Raw genomic sequence first — 278 nt, 5'->3', positions numbered from 1 at the left:
CAGCACGAGGAAGGCTGGCACGAAGATCACGATCAGCAGCACCAGCCCGCCAAGCCAGCCGTGCAAGGGCCAGTCGGCCACAGTGCCGAGATAGGCCGCGAAGGTGAACAGCGGCCCCGGTACGGCCTGCGCCGCACCGTAGCCGGCCAGGAAATCGGCATTGCCGACCGCGCCGGTCGAGCCGGTGACTGCTTGCAGCAGCGGCAACACGACATGGCCGCCACCGAACACCAGTGCGCCGGCGCGGAAGAAGCCGTCGATCAGCGCAGCCATCGTCG

1 protein-coding gene is annotated in these 278 nt (G+C 68.7%); it reads right to left on the bottom strand.

The window, feature by feature from the left end; translation table 11 throughout:
* Positions 1 to 278: chromate transporter (locus tag J0A67_RS23760; RefSeq protein WP_206571712.1), on the bottom strand; the 278-nt coding region annotated here is incomplete at both ends.

Source organism: Algoriphagus aestuariicola, from assembly GCF_017254835.1.
In the GTDB taxonomy this organism is placed as follows: Bacteria; Bacteroidota; Bacteroidia; order Cytophagales; family Cyclobacteriaceae; genus Algoriphagus; species Algoriphagus aestuariicola.
Note: the sequence above shows the minus strand (reverse complement) of the source record. Positions and strands in the feature narration are given on the sequence as shown.